Annotated in this window: 21 protein-coding genes; 7 read left to right on the top strand and 14 right to left on the bottom strand. The window is 63.7% G+C overall.

Annotated features, from left to right (window positions below):
* Positions 1-73: 73 nt before the first annotated feature.
* From P3T24_RS06350 to P3T24_RS06340, 3 genes are all read left to right on the top strand, one after another.
* Positions 74-1006: a LysR family transcriptional regulator gene (locus P3T24_RS06350; RefSeq protein WP_429433181.1), complete on the top strand. Its 933-nt coding sequence runs from the start codon at positions 74-76 to the stop codon at positions 1004-1006.
* A 127-nt stretch (positions 1007-1133) separates the two neighbouring features.
* A complete protein-coding gene (locus tag P3T24_RS06345) occupies positions 1134-1379 on the top strand; it encodes an AbrB/MazE/SpoVT family DNA-binding domain-containing protein (RefSeq protein ID WP_429433179.1) in 246 nt (81 codons plus the stop codon).
* A complete protein-coding gene (locus tag P3T24_RS06340) occupies positions 1373-1693 on the top strand; it encodes a type II toxin-antitoxin system PemK/MazF family toxin (protein ID WP_122156219.1) in 321 nt (106 codons plus the stop codon). Before P3T24_RS06345 ends, P3T24_RS06340 begins: the two co-directional genes overlap by 7 nt.
* A gap of 101 nt (positions 1694-1794) precedes the next feature.
* On the opposite strand, the gene mdcH is transcribed toward P3T24_RS06340, so the two are convergent.
* Genes mdcH through P3T24_RS06300 form a run of 8 tightly spaced genes read right to left on the bottom strand, consistent with a single transcriptional unit; the run spans position 1795 to position 9035 of the window.
* Positions 1795-2742: a malonate decarboxylase subunit epsilon gene (mdcH, locus tag P3T24_RS06335; RefSeq protein ID WP_429433177.1), complete on the bottom strand. Its 948-nt coding sequence runs from the start codon at positions 2740-2742 to the stop codon at positions 1795-1797.
* Positions 2739-3485, bottom strand: a complete 747-nt coding sequence (locus P3T24_RS06330) for a malonate decarboxylase holo-ACP synthase (protein ID WP_429433175.1) — start codon at positions 3483-3485, stop codon at positions 2739-2741. The genes mdcH and P3T24_RS06330 overlap by 4 nt, the downstream gene beginning before the upstream one ends.
* The gene (gene mdcE, locus P3T24_RS06325; protein ID WP_429433173.1) at positions 3485-4300 is read right to left on the bottom strand and encodes a biotin-independent malonate decarboxylase subunit gamma; all 816 of its coding nucleotides are present in this window, start codon (positions 4298-4300) and stop codon (positions 3485-3487) included. The genes P3T24_RS06330 and mdcE overlap by 1 nt, the downstream gene beginning before the upstream one ends.
* Positions 4297-5181, bottom strand: coding sequence for a biotin-independent malonate decarboxylase subunit beta (locus tag P3T24_RS06320; protein ID WP_074268229.1), 885 nt, complete (start codon positions 5179-5181; stop codon positions 4297-4299). Before P3T24_RS06320 ends, mdcE begins: the two co-directional genes overlap by 4 nt.
* Positions 5178-5483 (bottom strand): malonate decarboxylase subunit delta, encoded by a 306-nt coding sequence (locus tag P3T24_RS06315; RefSeq protein WP_074268230.1) that lies wholly within the window; start codon positions 5481-5483, stop codon positions 5178-5180. Before P3T24_RS06315 ends, P3T24_RS06320 begins: the two co-directional genes overlap by 4 nt.
* A complete protein-coding gene (locus P3T24_RS06310) occupies positions 5471-6565 on the bottom strand; it encodes a triphosphoribosyl-dephospho-CoA synthase (RefSeq protein ID WP_429433171.1) in 1095 nt (364 codons plus the stop codon). Before P3T24_RS06310 ends, P3T24_RS06315 begins: the two co-directional genes overlap by 13 nt.
* A gap of 2 nt (positions 6566-6567) precedes the next feature.
* A complete protein-coding gene (gene mdcA / locus P3T24_RS06305) occupies positions 6568-8247 on the bottom strand; it encodes a malonate decarboxylase subunit alpha (protein ID WP_429288690.1) in 1680 nt (559 codons plus the stop codon).
* Positions 8248-8255: 8 nt separating this feature from the next.
* Positions 8256-9035, bottom strand: a complete 780-nt coding sequence (locus tag P3T24_RS06300; RefSeq protein ID WP_429409387.1) for a GntR family transcriptional regulator — start codon at positions 9033-9035, stop codon at positions 8256-8258.
* A 194-nt stretch (positions 9036-9229) separates the two neighbouring features.
* Here P3T24_RS06300 and P3T24_RS06295 point away from each other — a divergent pair, with 194 nt between their 5' ends.
* The 3 genes from P3T24_RS06295 to P3T24_RS06285 all read left to right on the top strand — a co-directional run bounded on the left by P3T24_RS06295 (position 9230) and on the right by P3T24_RS06285 (position 11372).
* Entirely contained in the window at positions 9230-10531 is a 1302-nt protein-coding gene (locus P3T24_RS06295; protein ID WP_074268234.1) for an MFS transporter, read from the top strand.
* A 285-nt stretch (positions 10532-10816) separates the two neighbouring features.
* Positions 10817-11110, top strand: a complete 294-nt coding sequence (locus P3T24_RS06290) for a type II toxin-antitoxin system Phd/YefM family antitoxin (protein ID WP_429433169.1) — start codon at positions 10817-10819, stop codon at positions 11108-11110.
* Positions 11067-11372 (top strand): Txe/YoeB family addiction module toxin, encoded by a 306-nt coding sequence (locus tag P3T24_RS06285; RefSeq protein WP_143787690.1) that lies wholly within the window; start codon positions 11067-11069, stop codon positions 11370-11372. The genes P3T24_RS06290 and P3T24_RS06285 overlap by 44 nt, the downstream gene beginning before the upstream one ends.
* Before the next feature lie 37 nt (positions 11373-11409).
* On the opposite strand, the gene P3T24_RS06280 is transcribed toward P3T24_RS06285, so the two are convergent.
* Positions 11410-12333, bottom strand: a complete 924-nt coding sequence (locus tag P3T24_RS06280) for a DMT family transporter (RefSeq protein ID WP_429433167.1) — start codon at positions 12331-12333, stop codon at positions 11410-11412.
* A gap of 102 nt (positions 12334-12435) precedes the next feature.
* Between P3T24_RS06280 and P3T24_RS06275 the strand changes: the two genes are divergently transcribed.
* Positions 12436-13371, top strand: coding sequence for a LysR substrate-binding domain-containing protein (locus P3T24_RS06275; RefSeq protein WP_429433165.1), 936 nt, complete (start codon positions 12436-12438; stop codon positions 13369-13371).
* Here the strand turns inward: P3T24_RS06275 and P3T24_RS06270 are convergent.
* The 5 genes from P3T24_RS06270 to P3T24_RS06250 form a co-directional block, all read right to left on the bottom strand.
* Entirely contained in the window at positions 13356-14414 is a 1059-nt protein-coding gene (locus tag P3T24_RS06270) for an ABC transporter ATP-binding protein (RefSeq protein WP_429433163.1), read from the bottom strand. The two genes, P3T24_RS06275 and P3T24_RS06270, sit on opposite strands and share 16 nt — an antisense overlap.
* Before the next feature lie 38 nt (positions 14415-14452).
* On the bottom strand, positions 14453-16057 hold the full coding sequence (locus P3T24_RS06265) for an ABC transporter permease (protein ID WP_074268240.1): 1605 nt from the start codon (positions 16055-16057) through the stop codon (positions 14453-14455).
* Positions 16058-17089: an iron ABC transporter substrate-binding protein gene (locus tag P3T24_RS06260; RefSeq protein ID WP_074268241.1), complete on the bottom strand. Its 1032-nt coding sequence runs from the start codon at positions 17087-17089 to the stop codon at positions 16058-16060.
* Positions 17090-17241: 152 nt separating this feature from the next.
* Positions 17242-18540, bottom strand: a complete 1299-nt coding sequence (efeB, locus tag P3T24_RS06255) for an iron uptake transporter deferrochelatase/peroxidase subunit (protein ID WP_429433161.1) — start codon at positions 18538-18540, stop codon at positions 17242-17244.
* 2 nt (positions 18541-18542) lie between these two features.
* The gene (locus P3T24_RS06250; RefSeq protein ID WP_074268243.1) at positions 18543-19709 is read right to left on the bottom strand and encodes a hypothetical protein; all 1167 of its coding nucleotides are present in this window, start codon (positions 19707-19709) and stop codon (positions 18543-18545) included.
* Positions 19710-19745: the final 36 nt, after the last annotated feature.

Here is a 19745-nt window from a genome sequence, read left to right as displayed (position 1 = left end):
AACTTAACGGTGGAGAAGTGACTTCGTGCCATTCTCTTCCGCTATTTCCTCGCTTTCCGCCCGAGATGCTGCCGTGAATACACGTTTTGTGGAAACCTTTCTGACACTCGCGCGCCTTGGCAGTTTTCGCGCCACGGCCACTGCGATGCACGCGACACCCGCTGCGATCTCATTGCGCATCAAGACACTCGAGGCGGAATTAGGCGTCGAGTTGATCGAGCGTAGCGCTACAGAGTTCCAATTGACGCCTGACGGCGAGCGGCTGCTCACTCACGCGCGTTCTGTCGTGCAGGCGACGCGTTCGCTGCAACTCGCCGCACAGGACGACGCGCAAATCGCAACGCGACTGCGCCTTGGGGTGATCGAAACGGTCGTGCATAGCTGGCTGCCCGACTATGTGCGCATGCTGAACGACGAACACAGCGGCATTGTGGTCGACCTGTCCGTCGACGTGAGTGCGGTGCTGGCGCCCCGGTTGCGCGCCGGAGAACTTGATCTGGTGTTGCAAGTGGAGGGCGACGGCGACCCCTCTGTGATTTCGACCGCGCTGGCGAGCTACCCGGTGCGTTGGATCGCGCGGCGCGACCTGATTCCGGCAAGCCGCACTAAGCACGTTCAAACCGTGCTGCGCAAACCGGTGCTGACTTTTGGCCGCGGCACCGCGCCGCAGATTGCAGTCGAGGGCATCGTCAGCGCATTGGCGCGACGGGCGGGCGTGCCGCTGGAAGAAACCAACGTCACGTGCATGCCCTCGGTGGCCGTCATCGTGCAGTTGCTGCGAGACGGCTATGGCGTGGCGGCCGTGCCGGCGCTGTTTGTCGAACCTTTGCTGCAAAGTGGCGAGCTGGGAGAGCTTCAGGTGCGCCCGCTGCCTCCGCCTATCGTCGTGGCTATGTGTTATCGCGACGATGCTGCCGTGGGCGTGCTGGCGGCAGCGCGGGTAGCGCGTAACGCGTGCGACGCATACGCCAATACGATGGGGCGGCAGTTGATCCAGCGACGCTAACGTAGCGCGCCATGGGCGCATGGTAGTGCGTTTTGGCCTATGCCATTTGCCGTGCTATCATGTAATTACATTGTGTTTACTTTCATCAGTTTACCCCGTAGCATTTCACTTCAGTTCAGGTGACGCCATGAAGACGACAATCCGCAGAATGGGCAACTCCCATGGCGTACTGATTCCGAAACCTATCTTGACCCAACTGGGACTGGAGGACGAAGTGGATATGCAAATAGAAGGGAACACATTAGTGTTGCGGCGCCCGCGGAGCGCCCGTGCGGGTTGGGCAGAGGCAAGCCGGTCGGTGGCGGCCGCCGGGAGCGACGAGCTCGTGATGGGTGAGTTTCCGAACGCGGACGACGCGGGGCTTGTGTGGTAGCGCGCGGCGAAGTCTGGCTGGTCGCGCTCGATCCTACGATAGGCAGTGAGATTCAGAAAACGCGACCGTGCGTTGTGGTCTCGCCACCGGAGTTGCACGATCATTTGCGCACCGTCATCGTTGCGCCCATGACCACCGCGGGCAAAGCAGCGCCGTTTCGCGTGCCGCTGACTTTCTTGCGCAAGAAGGGTTTGATTCTGCTTGACCAGATCCGAACGGTCGACAAGACGCGGTTGGTAAAAAAGGCAGGGGCTGTATCGGATCTCGCGTTGTCCAACGCGCTGTCGACGCTGCAGGAAATCTTCGCTGAGTGAGACGGCGCTAGAGTAGTGCAGCGTTGCAACGGACATAGCTGCTCTTGACGTGTTGCAATCTTTCGCGTCCGCGCTGTGACGAGCTGCTGCAGCAGTTTCGTTTAACGTGCGCCCGAGACAGACGTAACGCGTCGACGCACGGTCGCCACCCACTGATCCGGGGAAATACTGCTCAAAGCGATCGCCTTCGCTTGCGGCCACTGTTCACGAACAATGTCAGTTAACACCTGACCGGGCGGAGCTTCAACCACCGCCTGCGCACCCATTTCAAGCATCACCGTCAGCGCGTCGAACCAGCGCACGGTGTAACGCATATTCGTCGCGAGGTCGTCGCGGATTGCCTCCGCGGTATGCAACGGCCGGCCACCTCGATTGCCCACGTAGACACTTTTTGGTGCCTGAAACGGCACATTCCGCGCGTAGTCGACCAATGCATCGGCAGCTTCCCCGAGCAATTCGCAATGCGAAGGAACGCTCACTGCCAGACGTGTGGCTTTGCGCGCACCGGCGGCAAGTGCGCGTTCAATCAGGGCATCGAGTGCGGCGTCCGCGCCAGCCATAACGATCTGTCTGGGCGCATTGACATTGCCAATATAGACCTGCGGCAGGCCGTCCTTCGTCTGATTTGCTGCGAGAGTTTCCAATTGCCGTTCGGTCAGACCGGAGATAGCGGCGAGTCCGTAGCCTGACGGATAGGCAGTCTCCATCAACTCGGCCCGCTTGTGAACCATGCGCAGCGCATCGGGAAACGCAAGCGCGCCGCAACTGACCGCGGCGGCATAGGCGCCTACGGAAAGACCGGCGCTGATATCGGGGGACAATTGTGCGTCGGCCAGCACGCGAGCGGCGGCAACGCCTGCCACTACGAGTCCCACCTGAACCGCCACAGTGGAGCGTAGCGCGTCGGGTGTGTCGAGCGTTAGCACGTCGATGCCTAGCACCTGTGAAGCGTCATCGATCGTCGCGGTGACGACAGGGTGCTGCGGCAATCGATGCAGGAAGCCTGCCGATTGAGCACCTTGGCCGGGGAACTGATAGGCGAGCGTCATGCTTGCGGAGGCGGCACCGCCCACGGATCGCTAACCAACCGCGGTCCCTGAGCATGGCGCACCATCACACGTGCCTTGCCGGCTGCCCACTCCGCGAGAGCAATTCCGCCCGAGGGAGTTTCCAACTGGACATCGACGCGTATTCCAGCGTGCCGCGCGAACGATTCGAGTTCGCTCAGCAATTGCGCGGCACGCTCGCGGGAGAGTTTCTGTGCCGTACGGATCAACAGGTCGAGATCGCTCGTAGCTGTGACAGTGGGCGTGCCGGTAGCAAGCTCGAAGCCTGCGCTTCCGGTGGGTCCCCAGGAGAATGCGCGCAACGATTGCGCTTCGTCACGCACGCTGTAAAGCAGCGCGAACGCGGGTAGCGCAAGACGTTCCATATCAAGCTGGGAACTCGCACCCAGGAGATCTTCGGGGGCGATCACGGCCTCGATATCATCGGCCTGCGCCCATGTACCGTACCGTTGCGCACGACCGTTACCGCGCATTCCAACCGCGATGAAACCGGGCGCGGCCGACGCGCGTCTGACCACCGCAAAAGGCGCATGCGCGAAGGCGGGGCGAACCCAGTCCGGTTCGCCATCGTATGAGGGCAAGCGCCGCAGGCGCAGCAGGTCGTGTGGCCGCCAGCGCGTATCGGAAGGGTGCCGTGCAGTGGCGCCATCCACTCCGCCAGAGGCCGCCGCACCAACCTGCGCGGCAAACGCAGTATCAAACGGCGGTGCCGCGCACGTCCGCATTACGCTGCGTCCCACTGTTCCGTCAGCCGCCGCCGCACTTCGATCGAAGCGGCACGGTTTTGCTTCGCAGCGTCCGATTGCAGTCTGTGTGACAGACCGCGGACGTCGTCGCGCGCGCTACGGATCGAATTGCTCAGCACCTGACGCACCTGATCGATCTGCGCGTCGCTCGGCGTATCGGCGTCGACGCCTTTGATCAGTTCGTCGAGCAGACCGAGTTTGGCGAACGAAGCCATCGAATACGACATCGGCACGATCGTTTCGCCCAGTGCTTCGAGGGCTTCGACCGTACGGCGCGTGACGCGGGCAGCCGCTTCCTTGCCCATCGCGTGCACCATCGTGCCGGGCGCATCGAGTGCGACGATCCGGTTGGCCTGGTAGCCATGCGCGAGGAACGCGCCCGACATGGCCGGTCCGACAATCAGCGCGACCACAGGATGACCGGCGTCGCGTGCCGATGCGTAAGCATCGACCGCCGACGCACAGGCAAGATGAAGCCCCAGCGTCTCTTCCCGGTAACCATAGGCCTGGCTCTTGACATCGACGATCGCGACGATAGGGCGGCGCGTGCCGCTTTGCGCATCGTCGGCGACCGCCTTGCGCACCGCGCGGGCGAGCTTCCAGCCTTGTTCGAGGCCGACGACGTTATCGGTAGCACGCGGAAAGCGGTTCTGCGGGTCAGGCACCACGGCAAAAAAGTGCGCGGTTTCGTTGCCGAGCGCAGCGGTGCCGCTCCACACCGGAGCGGGGCTGGACGGTTCGCCAGCGAGCGCCCGGAACCAGCGGGCCCCGCGGGTCAGTGAGGTATCGTTCACGCTTCCTCCTTCGAGGACTGAATTGCGGTGTTCGCATGAAACACGGTCCGCATGGTTTCGGGGGTGACGTTGGCCGGATCGACTTCCGCGAGCCGTGCGAGATAGGTGTCGACCTGTTCGCTACGATGCGCGGCCGGTACGCCCAGTTCGAAGGCGCGCTGCACGGCGGCGCGCACGGCATCCGGGTCATCCTCGACGAGCGCATCTGCGAAGCCCGTCAAGGCCCGCTGCTCGCCGCCGATCAACTGCCACACATGACGGCGGTCGCTGGAATCGAGTTCCTCGATACCGGCTTCCTGCTCGATCACTTCGGGTCCGTTCATCCCAAGCCGTCCTTGCTTCGTGACGACCAGATAGGAGCACAGCGCGGCTGCGAGCGACATGCCGCCGAAGCAACCCACCATCCCCGTGATGACGCCGACCACCGGCACATGCCGGCGCAGCGCGACGATCGCCGCCTGCATCTCGGCGATCACGGCGAGGCCCAGATTGGCTTCCTGCAGGCGCACGCCGCCGGTTTCGAACAGCACCACGGGGCGCACCGGTTTGCCGCGTTCGCAGTCACGCAACGCGAGTTCGAGCGCCGCGGCGATCTTGCTGCCTGACACCTCGCCGATGCTGCCGCCTTGAAACGCCGACTCGATCGCGGCTACCACGGCGGGCTCGCCGTCGATCGTACCGCGTGCGATCACACAGCCGTCGTCGGCCTGGCAGACGATGCCCTGCAGCGGCAGCCACGGCGACTCGATCCGGTCGAACGGCCCGAGCAGTTCGCGAAACGTGCCGGCGTCGAGCAACGCACGGGCGCGCTCGCGTGCCGACAGTTCGATGAAGCTGTCGTGCAGCACGGGCGCTGCTTGAGGAGTGGCAACGGTGCTCACGCTTCACCTCCCTGTTCTGCTTCTTCGACCGCTTCGGCGAGCCGCAACGCCACCACGCCGGGCGTGGCGCCGAAGTCGTTGATCTCGATCTGCGCAGCGCCGTCGTAGCGCGTGAAGAAGCGGTCGAGTACGCTCTTCCAGATATGTCCGTAGCCGTCGACGCTGGTGCGTACGATTACGTGCGCCGTCATTGCGGAGGCTGGCGACAACAGCACTTCGAGGTCGCCCGAGCCGACCACGCCGACGTGCGCGCGGGCCGTGACGGCGCGTTGCGCCGGATAATCGAAGGTCAGATTTTCCATGAGGATTGGCTCCCGCCGGTGCTGTGATGCACCAGCTTGTCGATGAAAAGGGTGGCGGCGAGCAGATCGGCTGCGCCGCCGGGGGATGCATTGAGGGTGAGCAGCGCGCGGTCGAGCTCGTAAAGCGCGGCACGACCCGCGACGCTGGCGCTGCCGCCGAGTTCGAGCACCCGCCGCGCGCCTTGCTGGCCGGCGCGCAATCCGGGCAGGCCGGCGCGATGCAACAGGCAGGTGTCGTCGAGCGAGGTCATGATCGTGAGCAGTGCGTCAAGCCGCGCTGATTCTTCGCTCACGCCATTAGCACGGGCCGCCAGCAGCGCCGGAAGACCGATTGCCATGACGTGTGGAAAGCCATCCTGCGCTTCGCGACGAGCACCGCCCACCTGGTAGCGTTGGCGCGCACGCTCGCCGTTGCTATCGGCAACTGCAGCGAAGCGATCGGGAAAGCAGGCAATCTGCGCGGCAAGCTTGCAGACTTTTACCGCGTGCGAGACCCGGGTCGCTGCGGGCGCGTGTGCGTGGCAGTGACCTTCGGAGTTCGAATGAATTGAATCGCTCGCATGGTTTGTAGCGGCTTGCGCGTCGCGTTGCGCAAGTGCTGCGCCCGCAACCAGCAGTCCGACGATCCAGATGGCGCCACGATGCGCATTGCTGCCGCCGGTGGCCCGCATCATCTCGCGTTCTCCAGCGCGGCCGATCTGCGCCAATTCTGCGCGCAAGGTAGCGGATGGCACGCTGTGCCGCGCGGCGCGCGCAAGCGCAACGAAAGTCGGCTCGAGTGCATGAGCGGAGCGCAGCATGATGTCCAGATCGAGATCGCGGTGCGCGCCGCTGCCGCGCTGATCCACCAGCGCGGGCTTGGGCGTCAGTTGCGCCTCTTCGATCAGCGCAGTGACGGCTAGCTGCGCCAACAGTGCGTCGGCCTCAAAGCTGCCTGAAACACTTTCCGGTGTACGGAGTGATGGCGCCGTCGCGCGTGTTGTGCGCGTACCGGCCGGCGACGCTTCAGTCCCGGATAGAAGCCGGCCAGAATCGCTCGAGATTCGCGTCGCCGTCACCGGCATTACCGCAGGCGTGGCCATGATTACCAGCTCCGGAATTGCGCCGGCGGCACATACAGACCGCCCGACCATGTCACCAGATCGTCGATGCTGCGCGCGGCCAGTAACGAGCGCTTCGCTTCACCGCGGCGGATGCCGAGATCCTCGGGATACGCGACGATGCCGCGCCGGCGCAGCTCCGCGGTTTTTTCCGGCTTCGCGCGCAAGCCGATCGGCGTGACGCCGGCTACCGCAGCAAGTGCCGCGCGCCGTTCGTCGATCCCTTCGGCCTTGTGCAAGTGGGCGATGCCTTCCTCGGTGACCACGTGGCTGACGTCGTCGCCGTAGATCATCACTGGGGCGATAGGCATGCCGCTCTTCGCGCCGACTGCAACCGCATCGAGCTCATCGACGAAGGTCGGCTCGCCGCCTTTCTTGTACGTCTCGGCGAGCTGCACGACCAGCTTCTGACCGCGGGAGACCGGCCCTTGATCCTTGAGAAGCTTGAGCCACGCTTCGCTCGAATGACGTCGTCCGCGCGGATCGTGTCCCATGTTCGGGGCGCCGCCAAAACCAGCGAGCCGCCCACGCGTAACTGTCGACGAATTCGCATCCGCGTCGATCTGCAGCGTGGAGCCGATAAACAGGTCGACGCCGTATTGCCCCGCCAACTGGCACAACACGCGGTTCGAACGCAGACTGCCGTCGCGTCCGGTGAAGAACACGTCGGGGCGTGCCTCGATGTACTGCTCCATGCCCACTTCGCTACCGAAGCAATGCACGCTTTCGACCCAGCCGGATTCGATGGCCGGAATCAAGGTGGGATGGGGATTGAGCGTCCAGTTGCGGCAAATCTTGCCCTTCAGCCCGAGTGACTCGCCATAGGTGGGCAACAGCAGCTCGATGGCCGCCGTGTCGAAGCCGATGCCATGATTGAGTGCGGTCACGCCATACGCTTCGTAGATGCCGCGAATTACCATCATCGCGGTCAGCACCTGCAGGTCGCCGATGTGGCGCGGATCGCGCGTAAACAGCGGCTCCACTGCGAAGGGCCGGTCGGCCTGCACGACCACGTCGACCCACGAGCCGGGAATGTCGACGCGTGGCAATTCATCGACGATTTCGTTTACCTGAACAATCACGATGCCGTGCCGGAACGCCGCGGCTTCTGCGATGGTGGGCGTGTCTTCGGTGTTCGCCCCGGTGTAGAGATTGCCGTGACGGTCTGCTTTTTCTGCGCACAACAGCGCAACGTTCGGCGTCAGCTCCACGAACATCCGTGCGTACAGCTCGACATAGGTGTGGATCGCGCCGATTTCGAGCTGGCCGTCTTCCAGCAGTTGCGCGACGCGCAGGCTCTGCGGCCCCGCGAAGGCGAAGTCGACCTTGTGCGCGATGCCGCGCTCGAACAGCGTCAGATGCTCGGGCCGGCTGATGCTCGAAATCAGCAGATGGACGTCGCGGACCTTTTGCGGATCCACCTTCGCGAACGAGCGCGACAGAAAATCGGCCTGCTTCTGATTGTCGCCTTCGAGCGCAACGCGGTCGCCCGGGCGGATCAGCGTTTCCAGCGCATCGACGATGCGCTCGCTGCGCAACACGCCGTCTTCGAGCCACGGCGCAATGGCGGCGAGGCGGCGCGCTTTCTCGTCGCGCATGGTGGTCCAGGACCGTGCTGCCGGTGCGGCGGCGGAGCGGGGGGATGGTTGGGCTTGTGGATTCATCGGCGGATTCAGCTCCCGGAAGTTGGAGTGCGCGCGCGTCTCGCGCGCGGCTTGCGGCCGTTGGCTTGCGCGGCTTCAGCCTGCGCGCGTTCGGTCAGGAAACGGTAGAGCAACTCGCCGGTGCCGAGCAGATGCGCGGTCAACAGCGAGCGTGCAGCGGGGATGTCGGCGCGGCGCACCGCGTCGAGTATTTCCGCGTGTTCGCGATCGGACTCGTCCTTGTACAGCGGTAGTCCGAATTTGAGCCGTAAATAACGTTCGCCGCGCCGATGCAGCGTGGCAATCATTTCCTCGAGTTGCGGTCGTGCGGCCGACGCGTAGAGGCTCATATGAAACTCCTCGTTGCGGGTCACGTAGAGCGCCGGATCCATCTCTTTCTCCGCAGCGCGGCACAGCTTTTCCGACTCACGCAGCGTTGCCGCGGTGTGGTGCGGAATGGCGAGGCCGACGGCGAGACTCTCGAGCGCCGAGCGGATCTCGTAGATTTCGCGGGCTTCGTCCGCCGACAGCGGCGCGACCGTCGCCCCTTTGTGGACGGTGACCTTCGCCCAGCCTTCGCCTTCCAGTTGACGCAGCGCTTCGCGCACGGGAATTGCGCTGACCGAGAAATGGCGGGCAATGGCGTCCTGCCGCAAGGGGGCGCCGGGGGCCAGCGTGCCTTCGACGATCGCCGTACGCAAAGCGTCCGCGATCACGCGTGACGTGCTGGCCCGCGGCGTGGCCGCTACGGGCAGAAAGGGGACGCGCGCAGCGCTGTCCAGGGGAAAACCATCGGTTGCATCGTTCATAAGTTCAAATATTATATATGAAATGACGCGTTTTGCACGAGGGAAATCCAGGGTCCAGGAAGCAAGCAGACTGTAGGGACCGCGTTCAGAAAGTGTCAGGGGCTGTCTGGCGAAAGCCCATGTAGTTGCCGCACGCACGCTAACCCGTTGTTAAGAATAGGCAATTGGCAATCCAACCGTAGTATCGGAGGAGCATGATGAATTCAATCTCGGACCGCGCGCGTGTCGCGCGGCATCGCACGCCACTAAACCGCTCGCAGATCGCAGGGTTCTGGGGCGCATGGGCGGGCTGGACGCTGGACGGGATGGATTCGTTCATCTACGCGCTGGTTCTCACCCCCGCGCTCACCGAACTGTTGCCGCGCTCGGGCTATGCCGCGACGCCAGCCAACGTCGGGCTCGCCGGGTCGATCCTGTTTGCGCTGTTTCTGATCGGCTGGGGGCTGTCGTTTATCTGGGGGCCGCTAGCCGACCGCTTTGGCCGCACCAAGGTGCTGGCCGGTACGATCTTCACTTTTGCAATTTTTACGGGACTTTCGGCGATCTCGCAGAACGTCTGGGAACTGGCTATCTTCCGGTTTATCGCGGGCGTGGGGATCGGTGGCGAATGGGCGCTGGCTGGCACCTATGTGGCCGAGGCGTGGCCGGAGGACCGTCGCAAGATGGGGGCGGGCTATCTGCAAACCGGTTACTACGCCGGCTTCTTTCTGGCTGCGGCGCTCAATTACACGGTCGGGGTTCACTACGGCTGGCGCGCGATGTTCCTGACCGGTGCAGTGCCGGTGGTCGTCGCAATCCTGATCTTGCTGCGTGTGAAGGAGCCGGAAAAATGGCAGAAGGCGGAGCCGCAAGCCGTGCGTAGCAGGCCATTGCGCGAGATTCTCGGTCCCGTGTACCGGCGCCGCACGTGGGTTGCCTGTGCGTTGTTGACGATTGCGATTATCGGTCTATGGGCGGGCGCGGTGTATGAGCCGTCGGCAGTGATCCAGCTGGCGACGCGCGCAGGAATGGGTAAGCCGGATGCGATCCGCACGGCGTCGATCGCAACTGGCTTGCTGTCTATTTCGACGGTTCTCGGGTGTCTTGCGTTGCCGCCGCTAGCGGAACGGATCGGGCGTAAAAAGACTCTGGCGATTTACTTCGCCGGGATGGCGGTGGCAATCGCGGGCAGCTTTGGGTGGTCGTTTTATATGCCTAACGGACTGGTGCCGTTTATCGCGTGGTTGTGTGTGCTGGGGTTCTTCGGCGGCAACTTTGCGCTGTTCAGCCTGTGGCTGCCGGAGCAGTTCGAAACGCGTGTGCGGGCCACGGCGTTTGCGTTTTGTACGTCGTTCGGACGGTTTGTCGGGGCGGGCGTGAACTTCCTGTTGGGCGCGGCGGTGCTGCATATGCATACGCTCGGTATTCCGGTCGCGCTGACCGCGGTGGCGTTTGTTATCGGGCTCTTCATCATCCCGTTTGCGCCGGAGACGAAAGGGGAAGTTTTGCCGCAGTGAGAAGCAGCGGAAAGCTGTCCTGCGCACGTCGATAGCCAATCGGCCAGGTGGTGCCTGGCCGTGATACACGGCATGCTTCTGATTGTTAGCGGGCGTGCAACATCCTTGGCCATATGCTTGAGGTGTTGTACGAATTTCTGTACAATGAACTCCGGGTCGGGAGTTTCCGATTCGCGCTCGTCAGTGGACTTGCTCGCTTTGTCGCCGGGCTTTGTTCGCCGCAGGAAATACCGCTAACTTTTTTATCAGGAGCGGCCGGAGGCACGCCTTCGGGCCGGATAAGCCATGAACACCCTTACTTACAGCGAGGCCCGTGCTGGCTTTAAGCAAGCGATGGACGACGTCTGCCGCGACCACACGCCTATGCTGATAACCCGGCAAAGTGGCGAACATGTGGTGATGGTTTCGCTCGAGGACTTCAGCGCGATGCAGGAAACCCTGTATTTGCTCAGCTCTCCGAAGAATGCCGAACGGCTTGTACGTTCTGTCTCCCAGATCAATGCACGCAAGGGTACGCCGCGCACACTGCTAACAGATGAGCAAACAGAAAGCCCGAAACAAGGAGACCGTGAGGTCTGATAGTGTTTTTGTCTTTACGGATGAAGCTTGGGAAGACTATTTGCATTGGCAGAGAGTCGACCCCAAGGTATTGCGGAAGGTCAACGAACTGCTTGAAGAATGCCGGCGTGACCCTTTCAAGGGCGCGGGCAAGCCGGAGCCCCTGGTTGGCAATCTGACGGGTTTCTGGTCACGCCGCGTGAGCCTTGCTGATCGCCTGGTCTATATGCCGCAGGACGGATTAATCTACGTCGCCGCCTGCCGTTTTCACTACGACGATTGAATGGAATCCGGGTGCCGCGCCGCCCGGTTCTTTCGTCTCAATCCGCCGAGCGCCTCGCCCTTACCCCACGCCGCAAAATCGACACGAGCGGCCACCCAAGATTGACGCCAAGGCTCGCCGTCACAATCAACGCCATCCCGGCCAGCTGCACTGGCGACAGCGCCCGCCCATAAACAACCGCATCCACGACGATCGCGGTCAGCGGATAAACAAACAGCAGTACCGCGATGATCGGCGTGGTCAGCTTGGGCAGCGCGCCGTAAATCAGCACATACGACAACCCCGTATGCAGCACGCCCATGCCGACGAGCCAGAACCATTGCTTGGGCTCGATATGGGCCACCGAATGCAGCGGCGCAATAAACGCCAGGCAAACCACACCAACCAGACACTGAGCGAGCGTCAGCAGATGGGGGCGCAACTGACCGAGACTCTTGGCGATCAGCGTCACGCTTGCATAGAGCACTGAACCGGCCAGCGCTTCGCCTACACCGATCAGATAACCGGCATGCCCTTGCAGGTTTTCGCTCGTTGCCACACCCGAAGCAAGCACGAGTCCGACAAACGCCGTCGCGATCCAGCCGAGCCGGTCGCCGCCGAGCCGCTCGTTGAAAAGCGCCGCACCCATCAGCACGACCCAGAACGGCTGCACGTGAAACACCACGGTCGCGACCGCGATGCTGGTGCGGTGAATGGCATCGAAGAACCAGACCCATTGGGTCACCATCAGCGCACCGGACAGCACGGCGAGCAACACCATGCGCAGCGTAAATTGCTGCGCCCTGAAAAATCCCTTCCACGCGCAATAACCCGCTAGCGCGAGAGATCCGAACAGGCAGCGAAAGAACACCATCGTCATTGCATCGAGACGCGCTTCCTCGACGAAGATGCCGATCGTCCCCATCAGCAAACCACCGCTGGCGAGGGTGATGGCGCCTTGTTGACGCGAGGTGAGTGACATGCAGAACGCTCCGTGACCGAGACCTTGGTCGAGTATCGGGGACTTGCGAGGCAACGACAAACGAATAAAATTGAGAAATCTGATAAGCCGGGCTTATAAATCATGAACCCTGAATTCGACGTGGATCTGTTGCGTACCTTCGTCGCCGTGGTCGAGACGGGTAGTTTCACGAAGGCCGCGGCGACCGTGCATCGTTCGCAGGCGGCGGTCAGCATGCAGATCAAAAGGCTCGAAAGCATGCTCGGCACGACGCTGTTCGCGCGTGACACCCGCAGTCTGGCGCTGACACGGCCAGGCCACACGCTGCTCGAATACGCGCGGCGGGTGATCGATCTGCATGAGGAAGCGTGGTCGGCGATCGTGCGGCCCGAGGTGACTGGGCGGGTCGTGCTGGGGGCGCCAGACGATTACGTGTCGTCGTTGTTGTCGCCTGTGCTCAGGCGCTTTTCGAATCTGTACCCGCAAGTCGAGATCGAGATTGTCTGCGCGCAAAGCACGGCGCTCGCGCCGATGCTGGCCGACAACAAGATCGACCTCGCATTCGTCACCCGCGATCGCAAGCTGCGCGGCGAATTTGTGCGCAGTGAGCCGATGGTGTGGGTGGGGGCGTCGGAAGATACGCCGGTGCTGGCGGCCTCACCGTTGCCGGTGGGCTTATACGAGCCGGGCTGTGTAGCCCGTACGCATACACTGGCCGCGCTCGATAAAGCGCGGATTCGTTACCGTGCCGCATACAGCAGCGCCAGTCTGCTTGGCCTCGTGGCGACCGTAGATGCCGGATTGGCCGTCATCGCGCTGACTCGCTGCAGCGTGCCGACACGTCTTGCCATTCTCGGCGACGCGCATGGCCTGCCGAAGATCGAGCCACTGGAAATCGTGGTGGCGCGCAGCGCCAAGTCGGACCGCCCGACCTGCGACTATCTCGCGGCGCAGATGATTCAGGATTTGTCGGTGCGCACGCAGTCGCGCGCCTCGGCGGCTGTGGCATCTGCCTTGACGCGCGAGGACCGCGCGTCGGACGTTCAGGCGCGGGCGTAGGCGGTCACGTCACCGTCGATGGCGAGCCTCACGCGCTCGCCCGGTTGCGGTGTCCGGTAGCCCGGCACGCGGGCGCGCACCACCGTCTGCGCCGCCGACTGCAACTGCAGTGCAACGCCGGCATCCTGTCCCTGGAAGGTCACGTCCTGCACGATGGCATCGAACGAAGCGGTCCCATCCGGCGTGGTTTCGTTCGCGCGCCACAGACGGATCTGTTCGGGGCGAACCATTACGTCGACCGCGCCGTCCCGTGCCGGCGCCGACAGCGTCAGCTCGCCCAGTTCGCAGGTCACGCGATCACGGGCGGCAACCCCCTGCAGCAACACCGCCTCGCCGATAAACGAGGCGAGTTCGCGCGTCACCGGACGACGGTAGATCATCTCCGGCGTATCGGTCTGGATCAGCTTGCCTTGCCACAGCACTGCGACTTCGTGGCCCAACGAGAGCGCCTCGGATTGATCGTGCGTCACCAGCACCGCAGTGGCGCCGGCCGCTGCCAGTGCGCTGGCCACCGCCTGGCGCGTTTCGAGGCGTAGGGCGGCATCAAGCGAGGAGAACGGTTCATCGAGCATCACAAGCGTAGGCGATGGCGCCAGCGCGCGCGCCAGCGCCACCCGTTGCTGCTGACCACCGGAAAGCTGCTGCGGCGCGCGGTCGGCAAACGCCGCCGGCAGGCCCACGAGCTCGAGCAGTTCGGAGACGCGATGCCGAACGCGCCGTTGCGTGCGCGGCAGACCGAAGACGATATTGTCCGCCACCGACAGATGCGGAAACAGCGCGCCTTCCTGCGGCACATAGCCGATGCGGCGCTGCTCCGACGGCACATGCAATGCGTCGCCGACAACCCGCCGGCCGTCGATTTCCACGCTACCGCGGTCCGCACGTTCGAAGCCGCACAACACGCGCAGCAGGGTAGTTTTGCCGCTGCCGGACGGACCGAGCAGGGCGAGCAGCGTGCCGCGCTCGACGGACAGATCGATGCCGTGCAGCACCGGGTTGCCGTCGAACGATTTTTGCAGGCCGCAGATACGAAGGTCGCTCATGAAAATCCGATGGGGAAAGCGGTAGATTCCACGCAGTCTTAGCTGCGTTCGCCAAGCAGCGCCGAGCGGCCGAGCAGCGCAAACAGCAGGCCCGAGGCGCACAGCGAAATGCCTGTGAGCAGCGCCGCATAGGGCGCAGCAGCGGCGAAGGCCATGGTCGATGTGTCGGACCAGACCTGGGTGGCGAGCGTCTGGGTGCCGATGGGGGAGAGTAGCAGTGTGGCGTTGAGTTCGGTGACCACCGAGATGAACACCATCGAAGCCGCTGCACCCAGACCTGGCCCAGCCAGCGGCAATAGCACGCGAACCAGAGTTTGTCCCCAACCGAGACCGAGCGCACGCGCCGTCTCTTCGAGCCGCGGTTGCGCCTGCATCAGCGCAGCGCGCACACTCACCAGCGCGAGCGGCAGGAACAGGATGGCATAAGTGATGATCAGCAGCGTGGTGCTTTGGTACAGCGGCTGCAACGCGTGCACGGCGAGTGAGACGACTGCCAGCGCAATCACGAGACCGGGAATGCCCTGCGCCAGAAACACGGTGCGTTCGAACAGCGTGGCGAGGCGTCCCGGATAGCGCACCAGCAGGAACGCCAGCGGCACGATCAGCAGGGTGGTGAGGACGGCCGCACCGAGGCCGAAGCCGAGCGACGAAAGCGTCGAGTCGAGCAGCAATTCGGGCGAGACGTCGGCCGGCGTGACAGCGGCGGCGCCGGGCTGCGTGAGCCAGTAGCCGATCATGCCGAGCGGCACGCCGAGCGTGGCGACGGTCAGCGCGGTAAAGCCAGCAACCACCAGCCAGCGCCAGAAGCCGAGGTCATAGCGCAGCACCGCGCGGCGCGTGCCGCGATCGACGCGTTCGTAACGCGCGGCCCCGCGTACGCGGAATTCGAAGGCCAGCACAACGAGACACATCACGATCAGCAGACAGGCCAGCAGCGATGCGCCGGGGCCGTCGAAACTCGTGCGATATTCGGCGTAGATCTCGGTTGTGAAGGTGCGAAAACGCAGCAGCGTGAACGCGCCGAATTCGGACATCACACCGAGCGCGACCAGCAGCATGCCGCCGAGCAGAGCAGGGCGCAGTTGCGGCAGGATCACGCGAAAGAAAGTGTTCCAGCGGCCACAGCCGAGCGAGCGGGCGCTTTCTTCGAGAGCCGGGTCCATGCTGCGCAAGGCAGCTGCGACCGGCAGATAGACCAGCGGAAAATACGCGGACGTAATGACCAGCAACGCGCCGTTGAAGTCCTGCAGATCGAGACTGAACGATACCCACGCATAGCTCGTGATGAACGGCGGCATCGCGAGCGGCGCGGCCATCGCCACGGCCCAGAAGCGGCGGCCGGGCAGGCGGGTGCGTTCGATAAACCAGGCCGCAGCTGTACCGATCACAGCGCAGGCCAAAGTGGCCGACACCGTGATCATCAACGTATTCACAAGCAGCTCGCCGACGAGCGGCCGGAACACCAGTTCGGCCGCCTCGGCGAAGCCAAAACTTGCCGCCCGCCACACGGTGAACGCGAGCGGCAACAACACCAGCAGAGCACTGACCGCGGCAGCAGCAAACAGACCACCAGGCGCGCGCTTGCGCGCACGCGCCGGTTCAGGGACAACAGCCGGCGCTGCGGCTGACACGGCGTCGCTCATTTACAGCAGTCCGGCCTGGCGCAGCAGCTTGCCAGCCTGGCTGTCGTCGCCGAGTTGCTGCACGGTCAGCGTCGGCGGGCTCAGTTCGTTGAACGGCTTGAGGATCGGGTCCGGAGCCACGCCGTTATGCAACGGGTACTCGAAGTCGACATGGCCCTTCGCCATCAGATCCTGAGCGCGTTCGCTGACCAGATAGGCCAGGAACTTCTGCGCGCCTTCCGCGTTGTGCGCCGACTTCAGCACTGCTGCGCCCGAGACGTTGACGAGTGCACCGGCGTCGCCGTTCGTGAAGTGATAAAGCGCGCTACGGGTGGACTTGTCGCCGATTTCGGCATGCAGACGCGCCCAGTAGTAGTTGTTGATGAGGCCGGTTGCAACCGCGCCGCGATTCACCGCCGCCACCACGCCTTCGTCGTCGTCGAAGATCTGCGAGTTGGCCTTCAGGCCCTTCAGCCAGTCGAGCGTCTGCGCTTCGCCCTTCAGCGCGATCACGGCGCTCACGAGCGGCAGGAAGTCGCCGTCGCTCGGGGCAATGCCGACCTTGCCTTTCCATTCCGGCTTGGCCAGATCGAACAGCGATTGCGGCAACTGGCTCGGCTGAACCTTGTTCGTGTTGTAAGCCAGCACGTTTTCGCGTGCGGTCACGCCAACCCAAACGCCGGTCGGCGAATCGAAGCGTGCCGGCACGGCCGCGAGGGTCGACGCATCGACCTTGCCGAGCAGCCCCTTTTCCTCGAGCAGCATCAGTTCGGGCGAGTTTTCCGTGAAGTACACGTCAGCCGGCGACGCCGCGCCTTCTGCAACGAGCTGGGCAGCCAGTGCCGGGCCTTCGCCGGTGCGGATCTTGACGGAGATGCCGGATTGATTCTGGAAGTCCTTCGCGAGCGCGTTGACCACCTGCTCGTGCTGCGCGCTATAGAGCGTGATCGATTCAGCGTGGGCGGCGAGCGGCGCTGCGCTCAACGTCGCCAACAGAAGAGCCGCCGCGCCGCTGATTGCGCGGACACGGTTGCCAAGCCAGGAATGAGTCATGATTCAGAATTCCTTTTGTGATGGTATTTGATCTTTGTTCATACGCGGCGCGCCGCGAGCGACACCGTTGCGGGTGCCGGTCGCGGCGCGAGTGGTGGTCCCGCGCATCCAGCCAAATCTGCTTCATGAGAGCCGCGTGTGGCTTTCACTGCTTACGTTTCGAACAGCCCAGCGCCGATGTACGAACCGGGCTTCGTTCCCGGCGGACAGGCAAACACCGCGCTGCCGACGTGCGTCGTGAACTGGTTCATCATGTCGAACTTCGAGAGCTTCTCGTTGATCGGGATGAAGCCGGTACGTGGATCGCCCTGATACGCGATAAAAATCAGGCCTGCGTCGTACTCGGTTTCCTGGCGCCATGGCGGCCAGCGCTCGATGTAGAAATTCGAGCCGTCGTTGTACGAATACGAGCGGCGCAGAATCTGCGCGCCGTTGTTGGTGGCCTGGTTCGACAGGCGGACGTGCGAGTTTTCCGGAATGACCGGATTGCCGTCCTTGTCCTGGGCGTCGAGATCGAGCGGCTCGAATTCGTTCTTCTTGCCGATCGGCGCACCGCTGTACTTGTGACGGCCGAACACCTGCTCCTGGAAATCCTCTTCCGTCATGTCCCAGTGTTCGAGCGTGATTCGGATACGGCGCACGACGCTATACGAGCCGCCTTGCATCCATGCGGCATCCTTGCCGTCAGCCCAGACAAACTGGTTCATCAGCTCAGGCTTCTTGATAGACGGGTTGTTGGTGCCGTCCTTGAAGCCCATCAGGTTGCGCGGCGTCTGGCCGCGCGGACCCGACACGAAGCCGGCCTGCCCCCAGCGCATCGTCGCCGCGCCGTAGCACTGGCGCACCAGTTGGCGCACCGCATGGAAGGCTACTTGCGCGTCGTTCGCACAGGCCTGAATGAACAGGTCGCCGCCGGTCTTTTCCGGAATCAGCTGGTCGCCGTTGAAGCGCGGTAGATCGACGAGCGCAGCAGGGCGCCGATCGGCGATGCCGTATCGGTCCTTGCCGCCCGAGGTGAAGAGTCCAGGGCCGAAGCCGAAGGTCACCGTCAGGCCGGCCGCACCGAGGCCGAGCACGTCGCCGGAATCCGGCGCGGCCTTGCCGTCGGGGCCGGGCAGCGCGCCCGCGGGTTGCCCTTGGGTCATGCGCGCGGCCGAGTCGGTCCACGTGCGCAGCAGGGCAATCACATCTTCGCGCTTGGTCGTGGTGAGATCGAGTGCTGCGACGTAGATATGCGCCTGCTGCGGCGTGACGATGCCGCTCTGATGCTCGCCGAAGAACGGTTCGACCGCGAGGTACGGATCGGCGGCGTGCGGCGCTTGCGACTTGTTGAGCGCGGCGTGGGCGACGCCGGTCGCACCCAGGCTTGCGCCTGCGGCGACCGCCGCCCCCCCCGCTTTCAGAAAACCGCGCCGGGCAGGCCGCTTGGGGGGATTTGTATCGTTGGCCATGATTACTTCGCCAGTACCAAAGTGTTCACGTCGTCTTGCACGTAGTAAAAGCCATCGCCGGCCGGCGTCATGACGATGCCGAACAGGTCGCCGTTACCCGGGGGCGATTGCGCCTTGTCGGTGTCGATCCAGCGTGCGTAGATCTGCTTGCCGGTGGCGGGATCGATCTCGACGACCTGGCCGTTCAGCGCGTTCGTCACCAGCAGGTGGTTGTTCGGCGCCACGACCATTGCGAGCGGTCGGTGCAGCAGTCCGTCGGCGGTCAGCTGGCGGCCGACACCGGCGCTGGTGTCGCGCGTCATCGGATCTTCGATTGCGTTGACACGATTGCCGATAGCGTCCGAGACGTACAACAGCTTCTGGTCGGGCGAGAGCGCGAGGCCCGTCGGTCCGATCAGGAACACGCCCTTGTCGGCCTGCGCGCCGAAGCCGCTGCCGACCACCGTTTCGCTCTTCACGACCGGCGGCTTGCCTTCGGGAATATCGAGCTCAAGACGCAGTACCGTCGCCTGCTTGAACACCGGCGGTTCGCCGTCCGGCCCGACCGCGGTTGCAGCACCCACGCCGAAGCCCGCATTGCTTACGAACAGCGTGGCGCTATTGCCGTTGTCGACAACCGCCATGTTGCCCCAGGGGTCGTTGATGTTCGGGCTGGAGATCGTCGAGACGATCTTGCCTTGCGGATCCAGCACGATCAGGCAGCCGGCGCCCTTGGTGCCGGTGGTGCCGTCATTGCTCGGCGTGCTGCCGACGATCACCCAGCCGGACTTCAGCATGGTCATTGCCGTCGACAGACCGACGCCGCCCGGGCATTCCTTCAGGTCGCGCGGAATCACCGCGAACAGCGACATCTGCCTGGTGTCCGGGTGGTAATCGACGATCGTGCTGCCGGTGCCCTGCAGGTTGGTCGAGTTGTTGAAGTTGTCGACGAGCACGTCGTCTTTTTTCACCGTGCCGGCCGTAACCGGCGCGACCACGATCGCGTACGGATTCTGGTCGCCGTTGTCGGGCACCGTGTTGATGAGCGTGGTGTGCTTGTGGACCGTCTCGAGGAATCCTTGCGGATCGGCGTACGCGGTGCCGGCCGCGACCAGCGCAACGGCGCTCGCCGCTGCTGCCATCAGTGCCCGCGTAGCGCGTGGCAAATACTTGCGCCTGGGGTAGTTCATGCTTGAGCCTCCGTGCCTGCGCACAAAGCGTTGAAT

It is taken from the genome of Paraburkholderia sp. GAS33, from assembly GCF_050436645.1.
Classification (GTDB): Bacteria; Pseudomonadota; Gammaproteobacteria; order Burkholderiales; family Burkholderiaceae; genus Paraburkholderia; species Paraburkholderia phenazinium_B.
Note: the sequence above shows the minus strand (reverse complement) of the source record. Positions and strands in the feature narration are given on the sequence as shown.